Genomic DNA, 21,591 nt, shown 5'->3' with positions numbered 1-21,591 from the left:
TGCCGGGGTATACCCTCGCCCGGTGCGGAAAGCGACATCGACGGCGGCCGGTCTGGCGCTGGGGTTCCTCCTGGACCGGGTCGCAGGGGATCCACAGCGCGGGCATCCGGTGGCGGTGTTCGGCAGCGCGGCGGCCACCGTGGAGCAGTACACCTACGCGGATCGTCGTGGTGCGGGTGTCGGCCACGAACTCGCCTGTGTCGGCCCCGTACTCGCCGTCTCCGTCCTCCTCGGCCGCGGCGGCCTCCTCGCGACCACCGCCGCGACCTGGATCGCGCTCGGCGGGCACAGCCTCACCCGGGTCGGGGCCGATCTCGCCGACCGGCTCGATGCCGGGGATCTGCGCGGTGCCCGGGAGCTGCTGCCTTCACTGTGTGGCCGGGACCCGGAATCGCTGGACGGCGCCGGTCTGGCCCGCGCCGCCCTGGAATCGATCGCCGAGAACACCTCGGACGCCGCGGTGGCACCGTTGTTCTGGGGTGCCGTCGCGGGGGTCCCGGGGCTGCTCGGCTACCGGGCGGTGAACACGCTCGACGCCATGGTCGGCTATCGCAACCCTCGTTACCGGAACTTCGGCTGGGCGGCAGCCCGCACCGACGACCTGGCCAATCTGCTGCCCGCCCGGCTCACCGGGCTGCTCACTGTGGCGGCGGCCCCGCTGGTGGGGGGATCGCCGCGGCACGCTCTCCGCGCCTGGCGGCGCGACGCCGCCGGCCACCCCAGCCCGAATGCCGGCGTGTGCGAGGCGACGGCAGCCGGCGCACTGGGAGTGCGGCTCGGCGGCCGCACCGAATACCGGCACGGTGTGGAGGAACGCCCAGTGCTGGGCACCGGCCGGCCCCCGCAGACCGCCGATCTGCGCCGGGCGATCCGGTTGTCCCGCGCCGTCCAGTTCGGTGCCCTGGTGGTGGCGGTCGGACTGTCCGGGATCGGTCGGCGGTGCCGCCGGACCTGAGGTGTGCCGACGATGCCGGGCATCCGATGCCTCGGACGGTGCTCCGGTGCCATGCGCCGCCGGTCCGGGCGGTCGGACTTGCGTGCGGTCGCTGGAAACGCTGCCCGGATCCGCTATCGGCTGCCGGTGGGGCGCCGCAGTTGTCGGCATATTCGGCCCGCCACGCAGTGGACCGGTGGCAGCTGCTGTTACATACGGGCTGGCGGTTCTGCCGACCCGAGAGCGACGATCCAGGGGCGTCGCGCCTCAGGTGTCGCTCGTAGGTGGTGGTCCGGTATTCGAGCCCTGTGGCACGCTCGGGGACGGTGAGCCCGGAAGAGACCGGTCTGCGATGCAGTGCGGGTGACGTTCCCGCGTCTTGCCGGTGAGCGGTGATCAGCGTTTGCGGCCGTAGCGGTCGGCGAGTCTGCTCTCGGTGGATTCGGTGGTCCGGGCGCTTTTACCGGTTTCGCCGGATCCGAGGGCGGGCGCGCCGGTCGTCACCGGATCGGGCGTGGCTGTTCCGGACTTTTCGCTGCGGCGGGCGCGGAGTTCGGCGAAGACGAAGTACCCCAGGCCGAGTGGGGCCATGATCCCGAAGGCCAGCCACTGCAGGCCGTAGGACAGGTACGGTCCCGCGTCCAGCTGGGGCAGCGGGGACGGGGTGAAGACACCCGGCTGACCCTCGGCGAGCTGCAGATAGCCGGCCCGTTCCGCACCGGTCGGTATCGCGGTGAGGTCGATGCCCAGCACCTCGCTCTCCTGGCCGACATCGATCGAGTACACCTGCCGGTAGCCGTCCTGCGAGTTCGGCTGCTTGTCGGGGGCGACGCCCTCCGAGGCCCGGATCCGCGCGGCCAGGTCCTGTGCACCGGTGGGTGGCGTATCGATCTCGGGCGGGCGGGTGCCGTCGACCGCGGCGACCAGCCCGCGGTCGACGAGCAGGGTCCGGCCGTCGTCGAGCCGGAAGGCGCCCAGTACCGCATACGCGGGCGCGCCGTCCAGATGTCGCAGTCGGACCAATACCGTCGAATCGGGCACGAAACTGCCCGTCACGGTCACCCGGCGCCATTCCGTGTGCTCGGTGCCGGGACCGTCCAGGACGGTGGTCACCGGGACCGGTGCCGCGTCCACCGAATCGGCGATCAGCTGGTTGCGATGCTCGGTGTCGGTGTTCTTGCCCAGCTGCCAGGGCGCGAGGACCGTGAAGCACAGGTAGGCGAAGGCGGCCACCAGCGCGGCCAGAACCAGCCAGCTCGGGCGGAGCAGAAACCGGAGGCCGAATTTCCGGCGCGGTGCCGGACGGTCCGGTGTTGCGGCGGACATCAGCGTGCGGCGGGTGCGCGGGCGTCGAGTTCGGCGCGCACCCAGTCGAGGAGGCCGGGAATCGCGGCCTCGATCTGATCGCGGACCAGGTCGAAGTCGTCGTCGGTGCCGTAGTACGGGTCGGGCACATCGGTACCGTCGGCGTCCGGGTCGAAGCTGCGCAGCAATCGCCGCTGTTCGGTGGGTACGCCGCGCCGGGCCAGCTCGCGCTCGTGGCCGGTGTCCAGGGCGACGACCAGATCGGCCGCGCCGTGTTCGGGTCCGAAGGCCGCGGCGGTGTGTCCGGTGGGGTAGCCGAATCGGCGCAGGGTCGCATCGGTGCGCGGGTCGGCGGGCCGCCCGACGTGCCAGTCGGCGGTACCCGCGCTGCTCACCCGTACCCGGTGCGCCAGCCCGGCCCGGTACAGGTGCACCTCGAACATCTTCGCGGCCATGGGGGAGCGGCAGATGTTCCCGGTACAGACGAAGGACACGTGTAGCGCAACCACGTGTCCATTCTGGCCGGTGCGGCTGCGGGGGTGGCATCCGGGTCGACCCGCGGATGCGAGGATGCGTGACCATGACCTCCACCAGCCGCACCATCGGATCCGCTCGGAGCCGGACACCGCTGGACGGCCCGGCGGCGGCCGTGGACGACCGGGCCCTGCTCCGTCATCACGGGGACGTGGAAGCGCGGCCGGGAATGGTCGACTTCGCGGTGAACGTGCAGGGGACCGCGCCGCCGGAGTGGCTGCAGCAGCGGCTGCGGGACCGGCTGGCCGATCTGGGCCGTTATCCGGGCGCCGCCGACGAACTGGCCGCCCGGACCGCGGTCGCCGCGCGGCACGGCCGGGATCCGGACGAGGTGCTCCTGCTCGCCGGTGCGGCGGAGGGCTTCGCCCTGCTGCCGCGGCTGGCGCCGCGCCGAGCGGCCCTGCTGCACCCGTCGTTCACCGAGCCGGATCTCGTACTGCGGGACGCGGGTGTTCCGGTGCACCGGGTGGTGCTGCCGCCGCCGTACCGGCTCGATCCGGCCGCGGTGCCCGAGGAAGCCGATCTGGTGGTGCTGGGAAACCCGACCAATCCGACCTCGGTGCTCCATCCGGCGCAGCTGATCACGGCACTGCGCCGGCCCGGCCGGGTGATCGTCGTCGACGAGGCGTTCATGGACGCGGTGCCCGGTGAACCGGAGTCGCTGGCCGAATCCCGGCTGCCCGATGTCCTGGTGCTGCGCAGTCTCACCAAGACATGGGCCCTGGCCGGTCTGCGTTGCGGCTACCTGCTGGGCGACCCCGCAGTACTGGCCCGGCTGGCCCACGGGCGCCCGCACTGGCCGCTGGGGACGCTGCAGCTCGAGGCGATCCGCGCGACCGCCACCCCGGAAGCGGTCCGGGCCGCGCAGGAACAGGCCGGCCGGATCGCCGCCGACCGCGCCGCCATGGCCGCCGAGCTGGCCGGACCGGGTATCGCCGTGCACACCCCGGCCGCCGGTCCGTTCCTGCTGTTGCTCGTTGTCGACGGGCCGGGCCTGCGTGCCCACCTGGCGGCCGAAGGGATCGCCGTCCGCCGTGCGGACACCTTCCCCGGCTTGGGACCGGACCACCTGCGCGTGGCCGTCCGCGGCCCCGACGAGAGAGTCCGGTTGCTGGCTGCGCTACGTTCGTTCGGCTGAGCGTCCTGGCCTCAGCCGCCGCCCCTGCGAAACCCCGTCGGAAGTGAGTCCTGCGCGCGACGTTCCGGCACCTCGAACACAGGAGATCCGTGTGACGACGCTGGCCGAACTGATCGGAGCACTCGACGCCGCCTACCCGCCGGCCCTGGCCGAATCCTGGGATTCCGTCGGCCTGGTCTGCGGGGATCCGGATCGCCCGGTGCGCCGGGTGGTGTTCGCGGTCGATGCGACCGCGGCGGTCGTCGACGAGGCGATCGCAGGCGAAGCCGATGCGCTCGTCGTGCACCATCCGCTGTTGCTGCGTGGGGTGGACAGCGTCGCCGCCGACACCCCGAAGGGTGCGCTGGTGCATCGGCTGATCCGCTCCGGCTGCGCCCTGTTCACCGCGCACACCAATGCCGATTCCGCCGACCCCGGCGTCTCCGATGCGCTGGCTGCCGCGGTCGGGCTCACCGTCACCGGCCCGCTGGACCCGAAACCGGTGGCCGCGCTGGACCGTTGGACCGTGCAGGTGCCGCAGTCGCATACGGATGCGGTGCTGGCGGCGATGTTCGGCGCCGGAGCCGGAGCCGTCGGGGACTACCGGGAGGCAGCCTGGCATACCGGCGGTACCGGACAGTTCCGCCCGCTGACCGGCTCCGATCCGGCCGTGGGCGCGGTGGGCGAGCTGACCGCCGTCGCCGAGGACAGCATCGAAGTGGTCGCCGCACCGGCAGCCCGGGCCGGGGTGCTGGCCGCCGTCCGGGCCGCACACCCGTACGAGGAGCCCGCCTTCCACGTGACCGAACGGGCCGCGTTGCCGGCTCGGCGCGGGCTCGGCCGGGTCGGCGAACTTCCGGAACCGGAAACATTGCGCGATTTCACCGCGCGCATCGGTGCCGGCCTGCCGCGGACGGTGTGGGGGGTGCGTGCGGCGGGGGATCCGGACCGGATCATCCGCCGGGTGGCGGTCTGCGGCGGTGCCGGCGACTCGTATCTGCCGGCCGCCATCCGGCACGGCGTCGACGCCTATCTCACTGCCGACCTGCGGCATCATCCAGTCGACGAACACCTGCGCCGCGGTGGCCCGGCCCTGATCGACGCCGCCCATTGGGCGACCGAATTCCCGTGGTGTGCACAGGCCGAAGCCGTCGTGCGGGCGGCGCTGCCACACCTGGACACCCGGGTGTCCGGTCTGCGCACCGACCCCTGGACACTGTCCGCCTGACCCGGTGGCCGATCCGGTACGGTTGATCGACGCCTATCCCCTCGTTGCGCAGGAGTTCGTGCCCGTTGAATGTCGAACCGTCGGTCCAGGCCAAGCTGCTGGAGCTCGCTGATGTCGATGCCGAATCGACCCGGATCGCGCATCGGCGCACCGCGCTGCCCGAGCAGCAGGAGGTGAACCGCCTCTTGCAGGAGCGCAATGCGCACAAGGATGCGGCGGTGGCCGTCGAGATCGTCCTGGACGACCTGGATCGCGATATCGCCAAACTGGAGGGCGAGATCGATGCGCTGCGCAAGCGCGAGGAGCGGGACCGCGGCATGCTCACCGCCGGTTCGGTGGGTGCCAAGCAGCTCGCCGAACTCCAGCACGAACTGGCCGGGCTGGAACGGCGGCGCGGTGCGCTGGAGGACGACCTGCTGGAGGTGATGGAACGCCGGGAGGCCTCCGCAGCCGATCACGATCACGCCGGCGCCCGGCTGAGCAAGGCCGAGCAGGATCTCGTCGATGCCGAGCGGCAGCGCGACGAAGCACTCGCCGATCTGGATGTGGCGGAACAACGGTGCGCGACCCAGCGCGCCGGGCTGATCGATGCCTTCCCGGCGGAATTGCTGGCGATCTACGACCGCCAGTTCACTGCGCACGGAATCGGTGCCGCCCTGCTGCAGGCCCGCCGGTGCGGCGCCTGCCGGATCGAGCTGGACCGCGGCGAGATCCAGCGGATTGCGCAGACCGCGCGGGAGATCGTGGTGCGCTGCCCCGAATGCAGCGCCATCCTGGTGCGGACCAAACAGTCGGGTCTGTGATCCGATGACCGTCACCGAGGTGATCGTCGAGGCCGATGGCGGCTCCCGCGGCAACCCCGGTCCGGCCGGGTACGGTGCGGCGGTCTACGACGCCGCGCACGCCCGGGTGCTCGCCGAACGCAAGGAATACGTCGGCGTCACCACGAACAACGTCGCCGAGTACCGGGGCCTGATCGCCGGGCTGGAGGCGGCTGCCGAACTCGGTGCGCGCGTGGTCCGGGTGCGGATGGACTCCAAACTGGTCGTCGAGCAGATGTCCGGGCGCTGGAAGGTGAAACACCCCAGCATGATTCCGCTGGCCGAGCGGGCCCGCGCCCTGACGGCCGGCTTCGACGACGTGCGGTTCCACTGGATTCCGCGTGCCGAGAACGCCCACGCCGATCGGCTCGCCAACGAGGCCATGGACGACGGTGATCTGGTGGGTGAGGTCCGCGAGGCCGTGGCGGCCGGGCATCGTCCCGGTGACGAAGTGGGCCGGCCCGCCGGAACCGCACCGGCGACCGAGTGTCGGCCGGACAGCGCACCGAGGGCTGCGGCCGCGACGGGGCCGGGCTGGACCGGTGCCACCGGGCGTCCCACTCGGCTGCTGTTGCTCCGGCACGGCCAGACCGAGCTGTCGGTGCAGCGGCGCTACTCGGGGCGGGGCAATCCGCCACTGACCGAACTCGGCGGCGAACAGGCCGGCCGGGCCGCGAAGATGCTGGCCGCCAAGGGCGATATCGCGGCGGTGGTCAGTTCGCCGCTGGAGCGCGCCCGCAGCACCGCCGAGGCCGCCGGAGCAGCTCTGGATCTGCCGGTGCGGGTGCTCGACGGGCTGACCGAAACCGATTTCGGCGCCTGGGAGGGCTTGACCTTCGCCGAGGCGGCGCAGCGGGATCCGCAACTGCACGCCGACTGGCTCGGTGATCCCTCGGTACCGGCTCCGGACGGCGAGAGCTTCGATCAGGTGCGGGCCCGGGTGGAATCGGTCCGCAGCGATCTGGTGGGCCTGTATCCGGGTGCCAATGTCGTTGTGGTCAGTCATGTCACCCCCATCAAGACGCTGCTGCAGCTGGCGCTCGGGGTCGGGCCGGCCCTGCTGTACCGGCTGCACCTGGATTTGGCGTCCCTGTCGATCGCGGAGTTCTACCCCGACGGCGGATCGTCGGTGCGGCTCGTCAACGACACCTCGTACCTCTGATCCGCCCGGGCGCTGCGTCACCTGCCACCGGTGCCGACCTGCAGCGGCCTGCGCCCGCCGCACCTCGAATCCGTTGCCGCCCGTTTCGTTCCGGTGCCGTTGGGGTAACCGATACCAGTCGGTAACCCGCAGTACGAAGTACGGAAAAGGGTGCGAATTATGGCTCATCGCACTGTTTTCGGTGGGGCGGACCGGGAATCTTGCGACGGATCTCACTCGGTATCGTTTCGATCACGGCCGAAGGGGTAGGCTCGCCAGCGGTCGGGTTCTCCGGGGACCGGTGGGCAGCGCAGCCTTCGATGGACTCTCTGCGCGCGTGACCGCGACGCGCCCGGCCGTTTGGGTGGTTCGACGGAAGTGCAGGATTGATGGGTAGTCCGGTCAAGGTAGTTGTTCTCGGCGCAGGGATCGGAGGCCTCACCACAGCGGTGGCCCTGCGGCAAGCGGGATTTCAGGTCGAACTCTACGAATCGGCACCGGAACTGCGTGGTCAGGGTTTCGGGTTGTCCGTACAGGCCAACGGTGTGAAGGCGCTGCGTGACCTGGGCACGGACATCGAGACCGAACTACTCGAGCGCGGCGGCCGGATGCAGACCTTCCGGTTCTGCTACCCCGACGGCAAACCGCTGCGGGTGCTGCCCTGGCACCGGCAGGACGAATCGCTGGGCGCGCCCAGCATCGCGATGCACCGGAAAGACTTGCACGCCACGCTGGTTCGAGCGCTCGGCGACACACCGACGTTCACCGGCGCCAAGGCGATCGGTTTCACCGACGACGGCGATCGGGTGCGGGTCGACTTCGCCGACGGCCGCACCGCCTCCGGCGATGTGCTGGTCGGCGCGGACGGCATCCATTCGATGGTGCGGGCCCAGCTGCACGGCCGCTCGGAACCGCGCCCCGGCAACTTCGTCTGCTGGCTGGCCTGCATTCCGTTCGAGCATTCCGCTGTGCCGGAGGGGTACTCGGCGCACTACTGGGGGACCGGTCAGCGCTTCGGGATCCACGATATCGGTCACGGCCGGGTCTACTGGTGGGGCACCATGACCATGCCGGCCGAGGAGGCCGCGAACTGGACCGGCACCAAGGAAGATCTGCTGCGTCTCTACGACGGCTGGGCGCCGGAAGTGATCGCCTGCATCGAGCAGACCGATTTCGCCGATGTCCTGGCGGTTCCCGCCCAGGACCGGCCGCCCGTGGAACAGTGGGGCGCCGGGCGGGTCACCCTGGTCGGTGACGCCGCACATCCGATGCTGCCCAGCCTGGGGCAGGGCGGCAACTCGGCCATCGAGGACGCCGTGGTGCTGGCCCGGTCGCTGCGTGACGCCCTGGATCCGGTCACCGGCCTGCGGCGCTACGAGCAGCTGCGCAAAGAGCGCACCGATATGTTCGTCAACGGCTCGTGGGCGCTCGGCAAAATGGAACAGACCATGGACCCGCGCCTGGTGACCGCCCGCAACCTCTATTTCCGGGTCGCGCCCACCGACTTCTTCCTGAAGGAACTGTCCAAGCCGATGTCGTTCCCGCCCGCCACCGGCCCCACCGCCGAGTTGCCGCGCGCGCTCACCCCGGTCGAACGGTGGCACTGGATCGCCGATCAGCTGGCCCCGCTGCATATCCTGGCGCGGGTCCGGATCGAGGGAGACGTCCGGCCGGCGGAGATCCGGGCCGGTCTGGACGAGGTGCAGCGCCGCCACCCGCTGCTGCGGGTTGCGGTGAGTGCCAAGGACGACGGCACCGAACCGCGCTTCGTATCGGTCCCCGACCGGGAGATTCCGCTGCGCATCGTGGAATCGTCCGATGCACAGGCTTGGCTCGCCGAAGTGGACGAGGTGGAGCTGGCCGAGCCGTTCGATTGGCGCAACGGCCCGCTGGCCCGGGCGGTGCTGATCACCGACGGGAGCACCAGCGATCTGGTGATCACCCTGCACTACTCGATCGGTGACGGCGAGAGCGCGATGTCGGTGGCCAAACAGGTCCTGCAGGTGGCCTCCGGGGAGGGGCCGCGGATGGATCCGGTGCCGGTACGGCCCGGCCCGGAGGACCTGTTCCCGGCGAAGTTCAAGGGTGTACAGGGAGTGGCCCGCACGGCCGGAACGCTGTTGCGTGACCAGTTGGCCCAGCTGCGTCGGCCACGCCGTCTGGAACCGACCCGGCTCGCCCCGCCCGCCGAGCGGCGCAGCCGCGTGGTGCACCGCGGTCTGGCCGGTGATCAGCTCGAGCTCCTGACGGCCGGCTGCCGGGAGCGCGGTGTCGGCCTGCAGTCGGTACTGTCGGCGGCGCTGCTGGTCGCGGCGGCGCGGGAGGCCGGCACCGAGAAGTCGGCCCGCTACACCGTGGGCAGCTCGGTGAACTTCCGGTCCCATCTCGACGGTGCGGTGTCCGATACCGAGGTCGGTACCTACCAGGGCATGATCGCCACCCCCGCGCAGTTCGCGCCGTGGACCCCGCTGTGGGAGGTCGCCGCGGAGATCGAATCCGGCTATGCCGAGCGGATGCGGTCCCGGGATCACCTGGCCGCGCTGAACCTGCTGCAACTGGCCGCACCGAAGTCGGTGGCCGCCAGCGATTCCGCGGTGAAGATGATGGACACCCAGGGGCCCGGCCACCTGTGCATGACCTATCTCGGCGACTACGACTTCCCGGACAAGGTGGGCTCCTGGCGGCTGTCCGGTGCACAGTTCGTCTCGGGTATGTCGGTGAGTGGCTTCATCATGGCGACCGCCAACGCCAGCCACGGCGAACTGTCGTTCAATGTGGGCTACGTGGAGCCGGCCGTTTCGGCCGAACGCGCCGAACGCCTGGCCGATGCCGCAGTGCAGGCGCTGACTTCGGTGCTGTAAGACCTTTCGACGTACTTATTCACCGTTCGCCGCGACCGATGTGCGACCGAGGTGCCGTCGCACATCGGTCTTGTACACCGTAAAGTCACGGTCCGTCCGCGATGCTGCGACCCTGAGGAACGCATCGGAAGACGTGCGGCGCACGGTGGGGGACAGGAGTTGTGCAGTGACCTCCGATATCGGGACCTCCGAAAACAGCAGTAGTGAACCCGGTGCCGCCTGGCCGGTCAGCGCCTACCAGCGCGATGTTCTGGCTCAGGCGTTCCGGCTGGCACCGGATCCGGTGGCCCAGCAGACCTACACCTTCCGGATGGATGAAGCCCTCGACGCCGAGCGGCTGGAGGCGGTGTGGCAGTTGCTCGTCCGCAGCGACGACGCACTGCGGCTGCGATTCGGCTTCGAAGACGGCGATTTCGTCCAGTGGCTCAGTGACACGACGGCACCGGTGGAGATCGTCGACGTGACCGGGGAGCCGGATCCCGAAGCCGCTGCGCAGGAGTGGATGCAGCGGGCGGTCGCGGCACCCGAACATCCCGACCGGCCGGCCCGGATGGCGGCCGTCGTGGACCGTGCGGACCGGTTCTGGTTGTACTTCTCCGTGCACCATGCGATGACCGACGGCTTCGGCATGGTGCCCGCCGTCGGAACCATCACCTATTACTACAGCGAGGCCACGCACCTGGGCATCGCCGATCTGCATGCGCTGGAGCTGCAGGACGAATCGGCCGATCGTACGGCGCGGACCTACCGTGCGATCGCGGCCGCCGAAGCCGGCTACCGAAAGTCCGAGCAGTTCGCCGAGGACCGGGACGCGCTCCTGGCGGCCTTCGACGGGTTCACGCCCGCGCTGTTCGCCCGTAAATCGGCGCTACCCAGCGTGGTCCGCGGCTACCACCGGGTACATGTCCCCGGCGAGGTGATGCACCGGGTGCGCACCGAAACCGGAGTGAGCGTCTTCGCCTACACGACCGCCGTGGTCGCGGCCTACCTCGCGGCCCTGCATCGCACCGACGAGGTCTCCATCGGCTGCCCGATGCTCAACCGTGCGACCCCGGAAACCCTGCGCACCGCCGGGCACCGGGCCAACGTGCTGCCCCTGCGGGTTCCGGTCCCGCCGGGTGCCACCCTGGCCGAGGTCGCCACCGAGGTGGCCGCCCGGATCAAGGCGACCAAGAAGCGGCAGCAGTTCCCGTACGGTGACCTGGCCAAAGCCTTCGATCCCGACCCGGCGGCACCACCGCTCTACGACGTCAGCTACTCCTTCACCAAAACCCCGGACGTCGAAAGCATCCGGCAGATGCTGGCCAAGTTCGTCGCGCTGACCGGTGGCGGCGTATCCGATGCGCTCACCATCATCGCGGCCGAGGACGGCGGCGACGGGTCCGTCGTCTTCCAGCTGTACTACGACAAGGACGTCTTCGGCGAAGCCCTGTCCATCGAGAGCGCCTTCCGCAGCGTCGCCACCATGCTGCGGACCGCACTGGACCACCCGGAGACGCCGGTCTCGCAGCTGCCGCTGATGCCGGCCCGCGACGAGCAGATCGTTGCGGAGTTCGAGCCGGGCCCGCGCGTCGACTTCCCGTACACCACCCTGGATCGGCTGTTCGCCGACCGGAGCGTGCGGCATCCGGATCGTCCGGCGATCATGCCCGCCTCCGGCAATGGCGCCCTGACCTTCGGTGAGCTGGCCGCCCGCGCCGATGGAGTCGCCGCCCGGCTGCGCGAACTGGGCCTCGACGGGAACGAATGTGTCCCGGTGATCGCCGAACGCGGCGTGGACATGCTGGTCGCCATGTACGGCGTGCTGCGGGCCGGCGGCGCCTATGTGCCACTGGACCCCGAATACCCGGCGAGCCGCATCGAAACCGTGCTGGCCGACTGCGGCGCCCGGTTCGTGCTGGCCGGACCCCGGCATCGGGAGGTGTTCGCCCGGCTCGGCGTCACCCGGCTGGCGATCGCCGATATCGAACCGGCACTGCACCCGGTCACCGAACGATCCCATCCGGCCGACCTCGCCTATCTGATCTACACCTCCGGGTCCACCGGCAAGCCCAAGGGCGTGATGATCGAGCACCGTTCGGTGGTCAACCGGCTGGCCTGGATGCAGCGCCGTTATCCGCTCGGCGCCGACGACGTGATCCTGCAGAAGACCCCGGCGACCTTCGATGTCTCGGTATGGGAACTGTTCTGGTGGGCCCTGGAGGGTGCCCGGGTGGCTCTGCTGGCGCCGGGCGGCGAACGCGATCCGCGCCGGATCCTGGACGCGATCGACCGGCAGCAGGTCACCGTCGTGCATTTCGTACCCTCGATGCTCGGTGCCTTCCTCGACGAACTCGAAACCGATCGGGCCGCGGTGGCCCGGCTGCGCTCGTTGCGCCGGGTGTTCTGCAGCGGTGAGGCGTTGCCGCCCGCCCTGGTGGGGCGCTTCCACACGGTGTTCGCCGCTGCCGGCCTGCCGGCACCGGACCTGGTCAATCTGTACGGCCCCACCGAGGCCTGCGTCGACGTCTCCTGGTTCGACTGCCCGCCCGGCCCGGCTCCGGCCGTGGTGCCGATCGGCCGGCCCATCGACAACATCGATCTGCAGGTGCTCGACGAGCACGGCCGCCGGGTGCCGGTCGGCATGGCCGGTGAGCTCAACATCGCCGGTGTCGGCCTCGCCCGGGGTTACCGCAACCGGCCCGAGCAGACCGCGGCGGCGTTCGTCGACGACCTGTCGGTCCCGGGCCGGCGCCGCTACCGCACCGGCGATCTGGTGCGCCGGCTGCCCGACGGTGCACTCGAATACCTCGGGCGGTTCGACGACCAGGTGAAGATCCGCGGCAACCGGGTCACCCTCGGCGAGGTCCAGAACGCTGTGCTGGACTGCCCGGGTGTGCGGGCCGTGGCCGTGGTGGACGAGGACTCCGACACCCTCGGCAGGCACCTGGTCGGCTACTACGTCACCGACGACGACACGGTCACCGCCGAATCGCTGATCGCCGAACTCGGCGACCGGGTGCCGCGCTACCTCGTTCCCGCCAAATTGCACCGGGTCGCGCAGATCCCGCTCACCCGTAACGGAAAAGCCGACCGGCGAGCCCTCGCCCGCACGGCGGCCGACGCGGCCGGAACCCGCACCACGGAGTTCGTCGCACCGCGGAACACGGTGGAAGCCGCACTGGCCGAGGTGTGGTGCCGGGTGCTCGGCATCGACCGGATCGGCGTGCACGACAACTTCTTCACTCACGGCGGCGATTCGATCCTGGCGCTGACCATGCGCACCGCGGCCGAACGGGCCGGTTACGCCTTCGCGGTCGACGCCTTCTACGACCATCCGACGATCGCGGGCCTGGCCGAACAGCTCGGCACCGCAGCCGCCGAAGCCCCCGAACACGTCACCGAGCCGCTGGCCACCGTCCCGCTCATCGACCGCGCGGCGCTGCAGCAGGTGGCCGATGCCTTCCCGGCCACCGCCCTGCAGCTGGGCATGCTGTTCCACAGCCGGGAGCGGGCCGGTTCGGTCACCTACAAGGACGTCTTCCGGTACCGGCTCGAACTGCCCTGGGAGCCCGCCCGGTTCCGGGCCGCGTTCGACCGCCTGGTGACCCGCCAGCCCGCCCTGCGGTCCTCGTTCGACCTGGGCCGCTACTCGGTCCCGCTGCAACTGGTGCATGCGGAGGTCGCCGACGATCTGGAGATCGTCGACTTCGTCGAATCCGGAACCGGAACCGAAGCCGCCGACAAACTCGTCGAGGCCTACATCCAGGAACGCCGGCACGCCGATTACGACCTGGAGCGCGCCCCGCTGCATGCGGCCAAGGTGTTCGTCCGGTCGGTGGCCGGCACCGGATCCGACGCTCCGGCGAAGCATCGCATCGACCTGGTGTTCAGCTTCCACCACGCGATCCTGGACGGCTGGAGCGTGGCCAGCTCGGTGCTGGAACTGCTGCTGGACTACCTGAACGACCTCGGCGTGGTGGATGTGCCCGAGCCCGCAACGGTCCCGGCCACCCTGCTGGCCGAATACGCGCAAGCCGAGATCACCGCGGATCATTCCGACGCCGATCGGGACTTCTGGCGCGAAACCCTGTCCGGTGCAGACGCCACCGCGCTCATCGCGCTCGGCGCCTACCAGCGCGGCACCCCGGAGCCACGCCGGGCCGAGGCACAGGTCGGCCGGCCGCTCGCGGCCGCGGTCAGCGCGTTCGCGGCTGCCCGGCAGCTCCCCGAGAAAGCGGTCTACCTGGCGGCACACTGCCTCACCCTGCGCGCCCTCACCGGCCGTGGCGACGTCACCACCGGCGTCGTCGGGCACGGCCGCCCGGACCGCACCGGAGCCGAACGCGCTGCCGGGCTCTTCCTCAACACGCTGCCGATGCGGCTGGATGCCACCGCTACCACCTGGCAGTCCGCCGTCGACCAGGTCGCCGAACGGGAACGTGCCGCCTACCCGCACCGCCGGTACCCGCTGCGCTCGATCCTGGCCGACGGTGGCCCCGCCTTCGACACCGCGTTCAACTTCGTCAACTACCACGTCTTCGCCGAGGTCCTCGACACCGGCGCGGTGACCCTGGCCGACTTCGATGTGCGGGAGGACACCAACTTCGGTGTGCTGGTCACCGCCGCCACCGACCCGCGCGACGGCGGGATGCGGATCCGGGTCGACGGGGACACCACGCTGAGCCAGGAACAGTGCGAGACGATCGCACGGACCGAACTGCGGATGCTCGCCGCGATCGTCGCGGACCCGACGGCGACGATCGATCCGGGCGCCGGTGCTGCCGCCGCCCGCGATGCCGGCACCCTGATCGCCGAGACCGCCGCACTGCACCCGCAGGCGATCGCGCTCGCGGGCGACGACAGCACGCTCACCTACGCGGAGCTGATCGGTACCGCCGACCGGCTGGTCGCCCGGCTGCGGACCGCGGGGGTCGCGCCCGGTGACCGGGTCGGCGTGCTGCTGCGCGGCCGGTTGGAGCGGGTGTTGCTGGTCGTCGCGCTCGCCCGGCTCGGTGCGGCCTGCGTCCCGCTCGATCCCGGATATCCACGGGCCCGGCTGGCCACCATGATCGACCGCGCCGCGCCGCGCCGCGTGGTGGCCGACGCCGAACTCACCGAACTGGCCGGGCCGGCCGCGATCGACGCCGCCGAACTGTTCGCCGCCGCGGCAACCGCCGAACCGGCGCCGGCAGCGACGGTACATCCGGAATCGATCGCCTACGTCCTGTTCACCTCCGGATCCACCGGGGAACCCAAGGGCGTCGCGATGCCGCACCGCGGGCTCACCGCGCTGATCGACTGGCAGAACCGGACCGACTCCGGCCGGGGACTCCGGAGCACCCTGCACCTGGCGCCGCTCAGCTTCGACGTCGCCTTCCAGGAGATCTTCACCACGCTCGCGGCCGGAGCCACGCTCCGGGTGAGTGAAACCGACCTGCGCGCCGACCCGGATGCGCTGCTCGACACGGTGGTCGCCGAGGGCATCGAGCGGATCTTCCTGCCCTACGTCGCCTTGCAGGCCTTTGCCGAGATCGCCCGGGCCCGAGCCTTGTTCCCGGCGAGCCTGAAGGTGCTGGGTTCCTCGGGTGAACAGCTGCGGATCACCGATGAGATCCGCACGCTGTGCGAGATGGTGCCCGGGATGCTGCTGGAGAACCAGTACGGCCCCACCGAATCGCATGTGGTGACCACGTTGCCGCTCACCGGCGCCGCCGCCGACCATCCGGCGTTGCCACCGATCGGGCGCCCCGTCGCCGGTGCCGATGTCGAACTGCTGGACGCTGCCCTGCGTCCGGTGGCCGACGGCGTCATCGGTGAGCTGTACCTGTCCGGTGCCTCCATCGCCGCCGGCTATGTCGACCGGCCCGGGCTCACCGCCCAGCGGTTCGTGGCCGCCCCCGGCGGTGCGGTCCGGTACCGGTCCGGCGATCTCGGGGTGCGGCTCGGCTCCGGCGACCTGATCTGCCTGGGCCGCAGCGACAGCCAGGTCAAGGTCCGCGGCTACCGGGTGGAACCGGCCGAGGTGGAGCTGGCGCTGCTCGGTCTCACCGAACAGTTCCCCGGCCTCACCGATGCCGCCGTCCTGGCCCACGGCTTCGGCGGCATCGACGGTGCCCTGCACGCGTATCTGGTGGGCGCCGAGCCGGACGTCGACCGGAATGCGCTGCGCAGCGCCCTGCACGAACAACTGCCCGGGTACCTGGTGCCCAGCCGCTTCCACTGGGTCGACGAGATCCCGTTGACGCCCAGCGGCAAGCGCGACGACCGGCGGCTACGAGCCCTCGGTGCGCCCGAGCCGGTCGCCGCGGGCCGGGAACCCGCCGACGAATACGAACGGTCCGCCGTCGACCTGCTCGCCGAATTCGCCGGACTGCGCGAAATCGGCCCGGACGACGACTTCTTCGCCGCCGGTGGCACCTCGATCGGGGCCATGCGCGTGGTGATGGGCCTGTCCCGGCGCTGGGGCGTCGACATCCCACTGTCCGCGTTCGTGGCGGCACCCACCGCCGCCGAACTGGCCGCACTGATTCGTGCCGGGGGCGCCACCACCGAGTTCGATCCGCTGGTGCCGATCACCGAAGGCGGCACCGGAACCCCGCTGTTCCTGGTGCACCCGATCGGTGGCAACGTGCTGTGTTATCTGCCGCTGGCCCGGTACCTCGCGCCGGGCCGCCCGGTGTACGGGCTGCAGGCCGCCGGCGCCGACACCGGCTCCACTGCGGTCGATTCGGTGCCGGAGATGGCCGCCCGCTACCTGGAGGCGGTGCGCCGCGCCCACCCATCCGGCCCGTACCATCTGGCCGGATGGTCGTTCGGCGGCAATGTGGCGCTGGAGATGGCCCGGCAGCTCGGCCGGTCCGAGGTCTGCAGCGTCACCCTGCTGGACACCATGGCGCTGCGGCAGGTCGACGAAGGGCAGCAGCGGGCCCCGATCGCCCGGGAGCAGCTCATTCGCTGGTTCTTCCTCGAACTGCTCTGGTACGCCCGGGGTGCCGAGACACCGATGGACGACTTCCGGCCGGACGTGACCGACCCCGACGAACTGTTCGACGCCATGCTGACCGAGGCGATCGGTTCCGGCATCATGCCGGAAGGCAGTTCGCCGCAGGCCATCCGGCGCCTCTACGACGTGTTCGACGCCAACTACCGGGCGCTCCTCGACTATCGGCTGGCACCGTACGAGGCCGATATCACCCTGCTGCGGGCCCGCGACGGCCTACCGCCGGGCATCGACTTCGCGCACCAGACGGTCGGCAGCATGTTCGACAGTGCCAACAACGGCTGGGAACAGTACGCGGATGCCGGATTCCAGGTGATCGAGGTACCCGGTGACCACCTGCACATGATGACCGAACCGCACGTCGGAGCGGTCGCTGCGCAACTCGATGCGGTGCTGGCTGCCGGCGATCCCGACCCGGACCGCGAACTCGGGGCACAGCTCTCGGACGCCTGACCATCGTTCGGCTCCCACAGCAAACCTCGTGCGGCAGAATGGGTCCGCAATCGTTGCAGACATCTGTCGGTAGGAAAGGGTTCACATGAGGTTCGCGAGGATGGTGGCCGCAGCGGCCGCCATCGCGGGGGTGATGACTGCGGTCACCGGAATCGGTGGTGCGCAGGCTGCACCGAAGGCGGTACTCGGCGCCGGATCGGGCATCGTCTTCGACAACAACGCCGGCTGCTCACTGACCGCCATCGGTCATGACGCCGCCGGTCGGCTGGTCGGGTTGACTGCCGGCCACTGCGCCCCCACCGGGTCCCGGGTCGGGGCCGAGGCCACCCTGGAGGCCGGCGTCGTCGGGAAGGTCGCCTTCTCCGACGACGCCGAGTTTCTGGACTACGCGGTCGTGGAATTCGACCCGGATCGGGTGACCCCGGTGCGGACCGTCGGGCACACCACCGTCACCGGCATCGGTGCCGCACCCGGATCGGGAGCGACCGTCTGCGCCGACGGCCGGACCTCCGGCCGCACCTGCGGCGTCGTCTGGGGCGAACTGGCGGGCACCAGCATCAACCAGTACTGCTCGCAGCCCGGCGACTCCGGCGGCCCGGTCACCGTCGGCGAGACCCTGGTCGGGATGAATCAGGGGCGGCTGACCGGCTACGGGCTGATCGACTTCAACATCCCCTGCACCGGCGGTCTCAACCCGGTCCACTCACCGGCCTACTTCCAGCCGATCGAGGTCATCCTCGCCGAACTGGACGCCGCCGGTGGCGTCGGCGCCGGCTTCAGTGTTATCTAGCTGTGTCTGATGGCGCAGGCTCCGTGCGGGGTTGAGTGGGGCCCGGCTCCCGCGTCACCGCGCCGCTCGGGCCTGCGCTCTGCGTTCGTACATCAGGAACATGCCGTAGGCGGCCACGGTGTGGGCGTCGGTGATCGCGCCTCGGACGAGCATGTCCTCGAACTCGTCCCGGGCGAATCGTGCGGTGCGCATGTCCTGCTCCTCGAGCTCGCGTTCCGGTGTGCCGGTGGTGAGTTCGGTGGCCAGGAAGCAGTGGCCGCGCTGATTCGTCAGGGCGGGGGCGGTGGACACGCTGCCCAGTAGCGTCATCGCTGCTGCTCGCAGGCCGGTCTCCTCGCGCAGTTCGTTGTGTGCCAGCTGCTCCGGGCCGGCGTCGGTGCCGGGCGGCGGGGTGCCCGCGGGAAACTCCCAGCAGCGTCGGCCCATCGGATAGCGGTACTGCTCCACCAGGTGGAACCCGGACCCGTCGTAAGGGATGACCAGTGCCCAATCCGGCTTGTCCAGGACGCCGTAGATCCCGACCGAACCGTCCGCCCGGCGCACCGTGTCCTCCCGCAGGCGCATCCAAGGATTCGTGTACACCGTCCGCGACCCGAGCGACTCCATGCCTCGACCATAGCTGCGGCCCGTGCCGGACGCGCCGGGATCCGCCCGGGCAAGGTGCTGCCGGTCAGGCGTTGCGGGAAGTGAGTTCGTGGTCACTGCCGGCGGGGTCGAACCGGAACACCGCATCCCAGGCACGGTTGAGTCGCTGCATCGCCGTCGGCAACGGCACGGCCGACCAGCGGCCCGGCTCGGTCTCGTCCACCAGGTCGAAGTCCCGCAGTTTGCGCAGGCCGTCCTCGACCTCGAAATCGACCCGTTCATCCCAGCGCTCGCCGAACCACGCCTCCACCCGGCGGTCCAGCTCGGCGGCCGACAGCGGTCCCGAGGCGGTGTGCAGGAAGTGGTAGGTCAGCACCGCCTCCTTGACCTCGGATTCCTCCGCGGCACCGAGCAGATGATGGAACACGCTGGCGTCATTGGCCAGATTGCGGAAATACAGGTTCTCCGACAGCGCCTTCATGAACCTGATCTTGCGGTTCTTGAACTTGGTGACCTGCCGCACCAGGTAACCGCCGAACGCGGCCAGGCCCGCGCCGATCGAAACCAGCGCCGTCTGATCCAGCTCCACCGGGTCGTCGTGCAACCCCACCCAGAACCCGACCAGCAACATCAGCAGGCCCAGCGAAGCGATCAGTTTGGTGACCACCACGACGATGCCGGACACCACCGTGGGGACGCCGATCAGCAGCTTGTCCAGCATCCGCATCCGCACCCGGACATTCGGGTACAGCATCTCCAGATCGTCACGCGGTACGTCCCGGAACAACTTCACCAGCACCGATCCCGGCTCACCCGGCCGGTCCGGCGCCGCGCGGCCGGCCGAGAACACCACGAAGATCAGGACCTTGGCGTAGTTGGTGAACTCCACCGTCCGGCGCCGCAACCCGAACAGCGACTTCGCGACATGGGTGCGCTGCGAAACGCCCCGACGGAAGAACAACACCCGGTCGATGCCCTCGTCGTCGACCTCCATCCGCACCTTGACCAGCGAATGCTCATCGAACGCGCGGGCCAGCTCGGCCTCGGTCACCCGGGTGAAGTTGGCGGCCTCCGCGAGCGCCACCAGCTCCTGCTCCACCCGCAGGCGGGCCGCCGCCCGCTGCTCGTCGTCCACCTCGGACACCACCCGGACATCCCCGGCCGGATCGACCCGATGGTAGGCGTCCAGCAGTGCTTCCAGCCGATCGTGGTATCCCTGGTGCAGCAGCGCTGCCAGGATTCGGGTGAACTCCGCGAAGGTCGCCCGCTCGGCGGCGGGCAGCTCCTCGGTGCACATCCCGACGATCGCCTGCTTGCGGAACGGTATATAGTGCTCACGGCTCATCGCCTCCCACCCTAGGTGGGGGGCCACGGCCGCGCGAACCGGGGCTACGGCCGTCTTCAGGGCCGCAGCACCGACACCAGGAAATCGGTCTGGTCGCGCACCACCTGCTCGAACACGTCGTCGAAGTACACGTCGAAATGCCCCACCGGATAGCGTTTCACCACTGCGTGCTTGGTGCGTCCGGCAGCCTTCTCCGTGGCCTTCGGCGGCGCGACCACGTCGTTGTCGGCGATCGCGTACAGCACCGGCATCTTCAGCGCCTTCGCCCGCCGGCCCGGCTTGTCGAACATCGCCGAGAACGCCGCTCGCGCAGCGATCTTCGGCTCGTAGGTGGTGCTGTCCTCGGCCAGCCGGCCGTACCCCTCGGGACCGTCCGGTGCGGAGACGAGGGCAGCCGCCCGTTTGCGTCCGGCGATCCGGATCCGCACCGGACGCCGCATCACCGGGCCGACCAGCAGGTCGGTGGCGGCGACGGTCGCCACCTTGGTCAGGCTGGTCGGGCCCTTCGCCCGCGCCGCCGCCCAGCCGCTCGTCACCGGCACCTGGGCGACCACCGCGGCGATGTAATCGTCCTCCGGCGCGATCGCGAGGACATGCCCGCCACTGAACGCCGTGCCCCACAGTGCGATCCGGGTCGCATCGAAACCCCGGATGCTGCGCGCATAGCCGATCGCCGCCTTCCAGTCCTCCCGCTGCCGCGCGATCTTCAGCACCTGCCGCGGCGTTCCCGAGCTGGCACCGAAATGCCGGTAGTCGAACGCCAGGACGCCCATCCCGGCCGCGGCGAAGCGCCGCGCATACCGATCGAGCCCCATTTCGCGATTCGCCCCCAGGCTGTGCGCCATGACAACGAGCGGCCGAGGTTTCGGAGCCCCCTCCGGCCGGTACAGCCACGCAGCGCACTGCTCATCCCCCGAAGGGAACCTGACCTCCACACGTTCCATGGCATGCAACCGTACCGAGTACGCTGTAGGGGCAGACGAGTCGGCCGGGTGATCGCGGCAGCGGGAACGGGCACGGACAGTGCCGCCGCCCGCCGTCGAGGAAAGTCCGGACTCCGCAGAGCAGGGCGGTTGCTAACGGCAACCCGGGGTGACCCGCGGGAAAGTGCCACAGAAAACAGACCGCCCACGGCCCAGGCCGTGCGGTAAGGGTGAAACGGTGCGGTAAGAGCGCACCAGCGCCCCGGGTGACCGGGGCGGCTCGGTAAACCCCGCCCGGAGCAAGGTTGAAGGCCGCACCGCTCGCGGTGCGGTTGCGCAGGTGTTCGAGGGCTGCTCGCCCGAGCCTGCGGGTGAACCGCTCGAGGCACCCGGCGACGGTGTGTCCAGATGGATGGTCACCACCCGGTGCCCGCACCGGGGACAGGATCCGGCTTACAGGCCGACTCGTCTGTGTTTGATTTGCGCAGGCTCCGCCTGCGCGTGTTCCGGCCCTCTTCTGCCCAGCGAATCGGCACTCGGGACTCGAGCCTTCGGCTCATGCGCTTTCGAGT

At 70.4% G+C, this 21,591-nt stretch carries 13 protein-coding genes and 1 other RNA gene; 9 read left to right on the top strand and 5 right to left on the bottom strand.

Features of this window, described 5'->3' with window-relative positions; translation table 11 throughout:
- Window positions 1–22 precede the first annotated feature (22 nt).
- The gene (locus AC1HFH_RS19480; RefSeq protein WP_480244227.1) at window positions 23–955 is read left to right on the top strand and encodes a cobalamin biosynthesis protein; all 933 of its coding nucleotides are present in this window, start codon (window positions 23–25) and stop codon (window positions 953–955) included.
- 375 nt (window positions 956–1,330) lie between these two features.
- On the opposite strand, the gene AC1HFH_RS19475 is transcribed toward AC1HFH_RS19480, so the two are convergent.
- Window positions 1,331–2,260, bottom strand: a complete 930-nt coding sequence (locus AC1HFH_RS19475) for an SURF1 family cytochrome oxidase biogenesis protein (protein ID WP_480244226.1) — start codon at window positions 2,258–2,260, stop codon at window positions 1,331–1,333.
- Entirely contained in the window at window positions 2,260–2,694 is a 435-nt protein-coding gene (locus AC1HFH_RS19470; protein WP_480247904.1) for an arsenate reductase/protein-tyrosine-phosphatase family protein, read from the bottom strand. The genes AC1HFH_RS19475 and AC1HFH_RS19470 overlap by 1 nt, the downstream gene beginning before the upstream one ends.
- 125 nt (window positions 2,695–2,819) lie before the next feature.
- Between AC1HFH_RS19470 and cobC the strand changes: the two genes are divergently transcribed.
- From cobC to AC1HFH_RS19435, 7 genes are all read left to right on the top strand, one after another.
- Window positions 2,820–3,911: an Rv2231c family histidinol phosphate aminotransferase CobC gene (gene cobC, locus AC1HFH_RS19465; RefSeq protein ID WP_480244225.1), complete on the top strand. Its 1,092-nt coding sequence runs from the start codon at window positions 2,820–2,822 to the stop codon at window positions 3,909–3,911.
- A gap of 85 nt (window positions 3,912–3,996) precedes the next feature.
- Window positions 3,997–5,118, top strand: a complete 1,122-nt coding sequence (locus AC1HFH_RS19460; protein ID WP_480247903.1) for a Nif3-like dinuclear metal center hexameric protein — start codon at window positions 3,997–3,999, stop codon at window positions 5,116–5,118.
- 65 nt (window positions 5,119–5,183) lie between these two features.
- On the top strand, window positions 5,184–5,921 hold the full coding sequence (locus AC1HFH_RS19455) for a zinc ribbon domain-containing protein (RefSeq protein WP_480244224.1): 738 nt from the start codon (window positions 5,184–5,186) through the stop codon (window positions 5,919–5,921).
- A 4-nt stretch (window positions 5,922–5,925) separates the two neighbouring features.
- Complete coding sequence (locus tag AC1HFH_RS19450) at window positions 5,926–7,101, top strand: bifunctional RNase H/acid phosphatase (protein WP_480244223.1); 1,176 nt, start codon at window positions 5,926–5,928, stop codon at window positions 7,099–7,101.
- Between the two features lie 368 nt (window positions 7,102–7,469).
- Window positions 7,470–9,941 (top strand): FAD-dependent monooxygenase, encoded by a 2,472-nt coding sequence (locus AC1HFH_RS19445; protein WP_480244222.1) that lies wholly within the window; start codon window positions 7,470–7,472, stop codon window positions 9,939–9,941.
- Window positions 9,942–10,107: 166 nt separating this feature from the next.
- A complete protein-coding gene (locus AC1HFH_RS19440; protein ID WP_480244221.1) occupies window positions 10,108–17,376 on the top strand; it encodes an amino acid adenylation domain-containing protein in 7,269 nt (2,422 codons plus the stop codon).
- A gap of 100 nt (window positions 17,377–17,476) precedes the next feature.
- Window positions 17,477–18,166, top strand: a complete 690-nt coding sequence (locus AC1HFH_RS19435; protein ID WP_480244220.1) for a S1 family peptidase — start codon at window positions 17,477–17,479, stop codon at window positions 18,164–18,166.
- Between the two features lie 54 nt (window positions 18,167–18,220).
- On the opposite strand, the gene AC1HFH_RS19430 is transcribed toward AC1HFH_RS19435, so the two are convergent.
- The 3 genes from AC1HFH_RS19430 to AC1HFH_RS19420 all read right to left on the bottom strand — a co-directional run bounded on the left by AC1HFH_RS19430 (window position 18,221) and on the right by AC1HFH_RS19420 (window position 21,040).
- On the bottom strand, window positions 18,221–18,772 hold the full coding sequence (locus AC1HFH_RS19430; protein ID WP_480244219.1) for an NUDIX domain-containing protein: 552 nt from the start codon (window positions 18,770–18,772) through the stop codon (window positions 18,221–18,223).
- Window positions 18,773–18,836: 64 nt separating this feature from the next.
- On the bottom strand, window positions 18,837–20,096 hold the full coding sequence (locus AC1HFH_RS19425) for a TMEM143 family protein (protein WP_480244218.1): 1,260 nt from the start codon (window positions 20,094–20,096) through the stop codon (window positions 18,837–18,839).
- A gap of 56 nt (window positions 20,097–20,152) precedes the next feature.
- Complete coding sequence (locus AC1HFH_RS19420; RefSeq protein WP_480244217.1) at window positions 20,153–21,040, bottom strand: alpha/beta hydrolase; 888 nt, start codon at window positions 21,038–21,040, stop codon at window positions 20,153–20,155.
- A 36-nt stretch (window positions 21,041–21,076) separates the two neighbouring features.
- On the opposite strand from AC1HFH_RS19420, the gene rnpB reads away from it, so the two are divergent.
- Window positions 21,077–21,491, top strand: an RNA gene (gene rnpB / locus AC1HFH_RS19415) — RNase P RNA component class A.
- Window positions 21,492–21,591: the final 100 nt, after the last annotated feature.

It is taken from the genome of Nocardia sp. KT25-26 (genome assembly GCF_056627695.1).
The sequence above is the reverse complement of the archived record's forward strand: the minus strand, read 5'-3'. Positions and strand labels throughout refer to the sequence as shown.

Coding starts and splice junctions, on each gene's coding strand:
- AC1HFH_RS19475 (WP_480244226.1), bottom strand. CDS start 2,260: ATGTCCGCCGCAACACCGGACCGTCCGGCACCGCGCCGGAAATTCGGC.
- AC1HFH_RS19470 (WP_480247904.1), bottom strand. CDS start 2,694: ATGGCCGCGAAGATGTTCGAGGTGCACCTGTACCGGGCCGGGCTGGCG.
- cobC (WP_480244225.1), top strand. CDS start 2,820: ATGACCTCCACCAGCCGCACCATCGGATCCGCTCGGAGCCGGACACCG.
- AC1HFH_RS19450 (WP_480244223.1), top strand. CDS start 5,926: ATGACCGTCACCGAGGTGATCGTCGAGGCCGATGGCGGCTCCCGCGGC.
- AC1HFH_RS19445 (WP_480244222.1), top strand. CDS start 7,470: ATGGGTAGTCCGGTCAAGGTAGTTGTTCTCGGCGCAGGGATCGGAGGC.
- AC1HFH_RS19435 (WP_480244220.1), top strand. CDS start 17,477: ATGGTGGCCGCAGCGGCCGCCATCGCGGGGGTGATGACTGCGGTCACC.
- AC1HFH_RS19430 (WP_480244219.1), bottom strand. CDS start 18,772: ATGGAGTCGCTCGGGTCGCGGACGGTGTACACGAATCCTTGGATGCGC.
- AC1HFH_RS19425 (WP_480244218.1), bottom strand. CDS start 20,096: ATGAGCCGTGAGCACTATATACCGTTCCGCAAGCAGGCGATCGTCGGG.
- AC1HFH_RS19420 (WP_480244217.1), bottom strand. CDS start 21,040: ATGGAACGTGTGGAGGTCAGGTTCCCTTCGGGGGATGAGCAGTGCGCT.